The following is a 7473-nucleotide window of genomic DNA, read 5'->3' on the forward strand; positions in this document are numbered from 1 at the left end:
AGAGGCCTGGCCTCTGGCGACCGGCGCATGACGATGGCGGTGGCACAGGTCGGCGAGTGGCTCGGGCTCGGTGGCTCGATCCTGGCCAACCTGTTCAACCCGCGAGTGATCGTCATCGGAGGCTATTTCGCCTCGCTGGCCTAGTGGCTGCTGCCACACGCACAAGATCAGCTGCAACGGCTCGTGGTGGCAGCTCCAGCCGCCCAGTGCCGATTCGTCGCCTCCACGCTCGGCTTCGGCGCCGCCTCCCGTGGCGCGGCGAGCATGGTGATCAACCACATCATCGACGGCTCGACCACGATCATGGATTCACCCAGGCCGGCACCTTAGTGACGGCCCCACAGACCTGGAGACGGCACCCTCCAGCAACCGCAATATCCGCTACCACCAAGTGGCAATAAGCGCGGCGGCGCGCGCCTTGCCTGACATCCCCCCAGTCAGGAAGGGTTTTTCATGTCACCACGTCATCGAACGTGGGCCAGGCTGCTCGACGCAGCCCCGCCAAAAAACGGACGACGCCCGAGACGTCGCACCGCGACCACGATGGCCTTAGCCCTCATCGCCCCTTTCATCACGCTCCTCGCGACGCCGGTGAGCGCCGAGGCCGCCACGGCGGCTGAGCCCGCTTTCAAGGTCGCTGCAGCGGCGCTGCCGCAGCCGTCCCCGCCTGCCGCCAAGCCCGCACCACCAGACGCCCGCTTCAAGGTGCTCGTGGTGCGCAGCACCCAGGACGCGGTGTCGTCGGCCGGCCTGGCCGCGATCCGGGATGCGGCCAGAACCGGTCATTTCACGGTCGTGGCGCCCGGGCCCGCTGACGTGGGCGACCATTTCACGGAGAAGAAGCTGGCGCAGTACCGCGCGGTCGTGTTCTTGGACACGGGTCACGCGAGCCCGCTCACGGACGCGCAACGCGCGAACTTCGAGAGCTACTTCCGCGACGGCGGCGGCTTCGTCGGCGTCGGCTCGGCGGTCGAGACCGACGAGTCCTGGTCGTTCCTGACTGACATCCTGGGGACGCGTGCGTCCGGCAGGACCGACGTGCAATCGGGTGACGTGAAGGTCGCCGACCGCGTCCACGACGCGAGCAAGGATCTGCCGCAGTTCTGGTCGCGGACCGACAACTGGTACAACTTCGCGAAGAACGTCCGCGGTGTGTCACACGTCCTCGCCACCGTCGTCGAGGACCCGTTCGGGCCGCAGCCGCAGGGCGCCAACCTCGACGGGATCGCCGGGGGCACGATGGGCGCCGATCACCCGGTCTCGTGGTGTAAGGACTTCCAGGGCGGCCGCTCGTTCTACACCGGTCTGGGCAACACGGCCGCGAGCTTCGACGCCGGCCTCACCAAGCACCTCAAGGGCGCGATCGGCTGGGCCGCGGGCCAGGCCGACCCGGTCTACAGCGATTGCGGCGCGACCGTGCTGGCCAACTACCAGCAGACGAAGATCGGTTCGCCGCCGAACCTGCAGGAGCCGATCGGCTTCGACCAGCTGCCGGACGGCCGCGTTCTGCAGACGGACCGCCTCGGCTCGCTGCGCATGCACGACTCGACCACGGGCGTCACCACGGTCGTCGCCAACTTCGCCGATCCGAGCCTGCCGATGACGCAGCAGATCTACTCCGCGGGCGAGGACGGGCTCTATGGCCCGGCGGTCGACGCCAACTTCGCGACCAACAAGTGGGTCTACCTCTACTACTCGGCGAAGGAGGTCACCGACGTCAAGCTGAGCGACGGATCGGTCGTCACCCAGATCACGCCGAACACCACCCCGCCGGACGTGGCGGCGTCCAAGACCGCGTGGGATCCGTACGTGGGCTATTTCCAGCTCAGCCGCTTCAAGTTCGTCGACGCCACCGACAGCACGCCGGCGCACCTCGACATGGGCTCCGAGCAGCAGATCATGCGCGTGCCAGTCAACCGCCAGGAGTGCTGCCACGTCGCAGGCGACATCGACTTCGACAAGCACGGCAACCTCTGGATGGTCACCGGCGATGACACGCCCGCGGGCGGCATCAACGGCGGCGGCTACGGGCCGTACAACTCGCAGAAGACCGACGAGCAGCAGACCGTGCGCGTCACCAACGCGACGGGCGGCACGTTCACGCTGACCTTCGAGGGCCAGACGACGGAGCCGATCGCGTGGAACGCGGATCGCAATGCGATCGACGCGGCGCTCGAGGCGCTCTCGAACATCGAGGCGGATGAGATCCAGACCAGCGGCGGCCCGGTCAACACGTCGAACGTCAACGTGTTCTTCCGCCGCGGCAAGCAGCAGTCCGATCAGCCGCAGATCACCGCCGACGGCGCCGGCCTGACCGGCACCGCCACGCCGGCGATCGCCACCAACACGGCGCAGGCGGGCGGCTGGTATCAGCGGCTCACCGGTGACTCGCGCCGCAGCGCGCTGAACACCAACGACCTGCGCGGCAAGGTGCTGCGGATCAAGGTCAAGGACGGCAACATCTCCGCCGCCGACGCCAACAAGGTCGACTTCGGCTCCGGCACGGGCGCCTACTCGATCCCGTCGGGCAACCTGTTCCCGCTGGTCGCGGGCGCGCCGCAGGACAAGACGCGGCCGGAGGTCTACGCGATGGGTTTCCGCAACCCGTTCCGGATCCAGGTCGACGAGAACGACGTGGCCTACATCGGCGACTACTCGCCCGACGCCCAGACACCGCAGCGCTCGCACGGCCCGTCGGGCACCGGCCGCTACGAGATCGTGCGCAAGCCGTCCAACTACGGCTGGCCGACGTGCTACAAGCGCGACCTCGCGCACTACGAGTGGAACTTCCACGAGTTCGCGCCCGGCACCACCACCCCGGGCACGCCGCTGAACAACCCGCCTCGGAAGTTCGACTGCGACGGGCCGACCCAGCGCAACGACTCGCTGTGGAACATTGAGGGCGGTCCGTCGGTCGAGCCGGGCCTGAGGGACGTCCCGCCGGTCAGCGACCCGGACATCTGGTACTCCTACCGCGACAACAACACGAGCGCGCCGCTCGGCACGCCGTGCGAGGCCTACTACGCGCCGACCCCGGGCCCGATCGCGCCCGGTTCGACGACCGAATGCCCGCGGCTGTTCCCCGAGCTCTACACCGGCGGCGTCGGTCCGCACGGGGTCGCGAAGTACCACTACGACGCGAAGAACCCGAACCCTAACAAGTTCCCGCCGTACTACGACGACTCGGTGATCATCAGCGAGTGGACGCAGGACACGCTGCGCGAGGTCAAGCTCGACAAGCAGAACAACCACATCCAGAAGATCAACAACTTCCTGGATTGCGGCAGCCGTGCGAACGCCGGGGCAGGCAGGTTCCGGTTCGAGTGCGACAACCCGATGGACGTGCAGTTCGGTTCTGACGGCGCGTTCTACATGCTGACCTACGGCAACGGGTTCAACGTCATCAGCCCCGACGCGGGCATGTACAAGTGGGAGTACGTCAAGGGCAAGCGCGCGCCGAAGGCCGTGCTCACCACGGACCGCACCGACGGCTCAACGCCGCTGACCGTGAACTTCTCCAGCGCCGGCTCGCTGGATGAGGATCCCGGCGACTCGATCCGCTACGAGTGGAACTTCGGCGACGGCTCGGCGATCGAGACCGACCCGAACCCGACACACACCTACACGCAGTCCGGCCGCTACACGGCCGTGCTGACCGTGCTCGACTCGTCCGACAAGCAAACCTCGACCAGCACCGTGATCACCGTGGGCAACACGAGCCCGACGGTGGTCGTCAATACGCCGGTGGAGGGCGGGACGTTCGCGTTCGGCGACGACATCCCGTTCTCGGTCACGGTCACCGACCCCGAGGACGGGACGGTGAATTGCTCCGAGGTGCAGGTGACGTTCGTGCTCGGCCACGACACGCACGGCCACGCCGAGGAGTCCGTCAACGGCTGCTCGGGCGTGCTCCACACGATCGCCGACGACGTCTCACACGGCGGCAACGTCTCCGGCGTGATCCAGGCGCGCTACACCGACCACGGCGGTCCGGGCGGCGTCCCACAGCTGACCACGACCAGCCAGCACCAGATCCGCCAGAAGCACCAGGAGGTGGAGTTCGTCGTCAACCAGTCCGGCACCAACACGGCGACCAACACCGACGGCGGCGACGGCGGCGTCGGCGTGCACCGCGGCAGCCTGGGCTCGGGCGACTGGCTCCAGCTCAACGGCCCATTCAACCTGACCAACATCGATTCGATCACGTTCCGCGTGGCGGACGCGACGACCGGCCGCACGCCCGGGTCGCCGCTGGCGGCGATCGAGGTCCGTCAGGACTCGATCACCGGGCCGATCCTGACGACGGCCAACCTCGTGTCCACCGGTGGGACGGGAACCTGGACAAGCCAGACGTCCCCGGTCTCGATGTCCGGGACGCATGAGCTGTTCCTGGTGTTCCGCTCGGTCACGGGTGGCGCCACGGGCGGCAACCTGTTCAACCTCAACTGGGCCGAGTTCGTCGGCACGGGCATCGGCAGCTAGCGAGCCCGCCCGTATAGCGGCAAGAGAGAGAGAAGACACTAATGCGAAGAAGATTTCGCACATCGGTAGTGGCCGCCTGCGTGACGGCGGCCGCACTCATCCCCGCGGCACCGTCGTGGGCACAGGAAACGACCCCGCCGACGATCAACGTGGCGACGCTGTCGCCCTCTGCGCCGACCGGCCAGAACAACTGGTACCGCGACTCGGTGACGCTGAACATGTCGGCGACCGACGACGTCGGCATCGACAAGTTCCAGTACTCGCTCAACGGCGGCGCCGCCTACATCGACGTGCCCGTCGCGGGGGCGCCGGCGTCGGCCACGGCGTCGGCGGTGATCACGCAGGAGGGCAACACCAGCGTCCGGTACCGCGCGGTCGACACGTCCGGAAACGTCGCGGCGTTCCGCTCGATCTCGGTCCGGATCGACACGCGCGCGCCGGCTGCGTCGTACCCGGCGATCACCGACGGTCACGTCGGTCACGTCGCCACACTTATCCCGACGCGCACGGACCCCACCCCCGGCTCGGGCGGAGTGGCTGTGCTGAACATGTACCTCGACGGCAAGCTGGTCCCGCCGTTGCCGGTGCAGACCTCCGACCTGTCGCTCGGCGTGCACACGCTCGCGGTGCATCTCTCTGACGCTGCTTCCAACAGCGCGAAGTACACGCAGACGTTCATCGTGACGACATCGTTCGCGGACGTCGGCACGCTGATCGCCGGGTTCGTGACCGCCGGCAGCGTCCCGGCGGAGGCTGGCGCGGCGCTCCAAGCCAAGCTCGACCAGGCGAAGGCGCTCGCCGACGCCGATTCGGCCAAGCCCGCGCGCCAGGTCCTGAACGAGTTCGTCTCGATCGCCAACGCCCGGATCGCGCACGGCTCGGTCCGCAGCACACTCGTGGGCGATGCGCGTTACCTGATCGACCAGCTCAACGGCCGGCTCGCGCCGGAGCCCGCGACGGGCCTCAAGTCTGAGCCCGCGGAGGGCCCGAAGTTCATCCCGGACCCGGTGCTCGCCCCGCTCCCGCACAACCCGCACGCCGACTACAACGTCCTGATCTTCTCCAAGACGACGGGATTCCGGCACGACCACATCCCGCACACCGTGGCCGCGATCCAGAAGCTCGGCATCGCGCACAACTTCAACGTCGACGTCTACGACCCGCAACTCCCGACCGTCACGCTGCCCACGAGCCCGTTCCTGAGCCTCGACACGCTCAAGCAGTACGACACGATCGTCTTCGAGTCCAACGTCGGGCACCCGGGCCCGCTCAATTCGATCACCGAGCAGCCGAACTTCGAGGCCTACATGAACCAGGGCGGCGGCTATGTCGGCATCCACGGCGCCGCCGACTCGTTCGAGATCGGCACCTGGCCGTGGTACGGCAACCTCGTCGGTGGGTTCTTCACCAACCATCCGAACGGCCAGAACGGGTTCGGCCAGTGCGGCAGCTGCATCCACACCGAGGTGGTGACCGAGGACAAAACGCACCCGGCGACCGCGCATCTCCCTGCCCGGTGGATGACGGTCGACGAGCTCTACAACTTCGACCGCAACATGCGGGCCGACGTGCACACGCTGCTGAGCCTCAACGAGGACAGCTACCAGCGCAGCCTCAACAGCGGCAACGCGGCCACCAACCCGTTGCAACTGATGAACGGCGACCACCCGATCGCGTGGTGCCAGAACTGGGACGGTGGCAAGGCGTTCTCGACCATCCTCGGCCACTTCCGGACGCAGTACTACGACGACTCGTTCATGCGGATCATCCTCGGCGGGATCGAGACGACCGCCGACCGCAAGGGCGCTAACTGCTCGTCCTACCGCGAGACCAGCCTGCTGATCGAGGCCGACCGAGCGGCCGGGCTGCTGACCGCGGCCGCCGCGGACGCCGCCGGTGCCGCCCTGGACATCGCGCGGGACAGCTACCTGGCAACCAACTACACCACCGCCATCCCGGCGCTGAACTCGATCGTCGCCCTGGCGAACGACAAGGCCTCCGGCGACGCTGCGGCGCGTTCCGAGCTCGCGCGGCAGGCGCGCGAGCTGCGGGAGTGGATGCAGAACCTCAACCGCAACCGCTGACCCGTTCACGCGGCGGGGGCGGTGGATCGCCGCTCCCGCCGCGCTGACGCTGGAGCGCACCACTATCGCGGATTTATGCACGACCTTCTCATGATCATCGACGAAACATCGGTAGGTGCCGCACGTGACCCATCCTCCGAAGGGAGCGGTGATGCGGTCGGGTCGACGCCCTGCAGGCGGCATTCGAACACTAGGTCCAGGCCGACTCGGTTGCGCCGGCAGGGGCGATCACCGAGGCCGATCGCGAGGTCGTGATGAGCCGGCCGAATGAAATGAAAGAACGCGTTCCGCGACGCGGATAACGGATGCGTCCGCGATCGGAGGGGAGGAAGATGACGGTGACCCTTGGTCGAATTGCCGGGCTGTCGCGGGCGCCGCCCCGCAGACCGGCCTCACGAGTACGCCGCGCCGTACTGGGTCTTCAGTCAGTCGAGAAGTCCTTCGGTCCTTGTGTGGCCCGGTGGCGAACCGAGCAGGACGTCGAGCATGCTCAGGGGAGCTTTAAGTGGTCGAAGTAGGGCGCTGGCGGGCGGTTCCGCGATGGTGCAGGATGGCTAGCATCCGTCACCTTTCCTATACGATCCCAGTGGTCGTCAGCATGCAGCAGCGTTGCGACCGATGTCAACAGGTTCGCGAAGACGCTAGAAGGGACCTCACGTCACGATGGACGACGAAGCGACGATCGCGCGGGGCCGTGGGGCCATGACGGGCGGAACGCCGCCGGGAAGATCTCGCGGCCGGCTTGCCGACGAGGTGTACGACACGCTGCTCGGACAGCTGGAGGACTTCCCGAAACTCGGCTATTACGTATGTTGATGTGACGGTCGGTGACTTGGAGGTTGTTGGGGCCGGTCGGGTGTGTCGGGGCCGGAAGCGGCGGCCGGATGATTGATCATTCGGATTGTGT

General features: G+C 67.4%; 4 protein-coding genes. 3 read left to right on the forward strand and 1 reads right to left on the reverse strand.

The features are described from left to right. Positions 1–167: 167 nt before the first annotated feature. A complete protein-coding gene (locus Pth03_RS40995; RefSeq protein WP_203949932.1) occupies positions 168–305 on the reverse strand; it encodes a hypothetical protein in 138 nt (45 codons plus the stop codon). A gap of 238 nt (positions 306–543) precedes the next feature. Between Pth03_RS40995 and Pth03_RS41000 the strand changes: the two genes are divergently transcribed. The 3 genes from Pth03_RS41000 to Pth03_RS41010 all read left to right on the forward strand — a co-directional run bounded on the left by Pth03_RS41000 (position 544) and on the right by Pth03_RS41010 (position 7382). Further along, the gene (locus tag Pth03_RS41000) at positions 544–4482 is read left to right on the forward strand and encodes a ThuA domain-containing protein (protein ID WP_203949933.1); all 3939 of its coding nucleotides are present in this window, start codon (positions 544–546) and stop codon (positions 4480–4482) included. A 41-nt stretch (positions 4483–4523) separates the two neighbouring features. Then, positions 4524–6566 carry a ThuA domain-containing protein gene (locus Pth03_RS41005; RefSeq protein ID WP_203949934.1) on the forward strand — a complete coding sequence of 681 codons (2043 nt, stop codon included), beginning with the start codon at positions 4524–4526 and terminating at the stop codon, positions 6564–6566. Between the two features lie 663 nt (positions 6567–7229). Next, the gene (locus tag Pth03_RS41010; protein WP_203949935.1) at positions 7230–7382 is read left to right on the forward strand and encodes a hypothetical protein; all 153 of its coding nucleotides are present in this window, start codon (positions 7230–7232) and stop codon (positions 7380–7382) included. The last annotated feature ends 91 nt before the right edge of the window (positions 7383–7473 follow it).

It is taken from the genome of Planotetraspora thailandica (genome assembly GCF_016863335.1).
Lineage (GTDB): Bacteria > Actinomycetota > Actinomycetes > Streptosporangiales > Streptosporangiaceae > Planotetraspora > Planotetraspora thailandica.

What these genes read in the sequence shown, in the direction of transcription:
- Pth03_RS41005 (WP_203949934.1), top strand. Translation starts at nt 4,524, where the DNA reads ATGCGAAGAAGATTTCGCACATCGGTAGTGGCCGCCTGCGTGACGGCG.
- Pth03_RS41010 (WP_203949935.1), top strand. Translation starts at nt 7,230, where the DNA reads ATGGACGACGAAGCGACGATCGCGCGGGGCCGTGGGGCCATGACGGGC.
- Pth03_RS41000 (WP_203949933.1), top strand. Translation starts at nt 544, where the DNA reads ATGGCCTTAGCCCTCATCGCCCCTTTCATCACGCTCCTCGCGACGCCG.
- Pth03_RS40995 (WP_203949932.1), bottom strand. Translation starts at nt 305, where the DNA reads ATGATCGTGGTCGAGCCGTCGATGATGTGGTTGATCACCATGCTCGCC.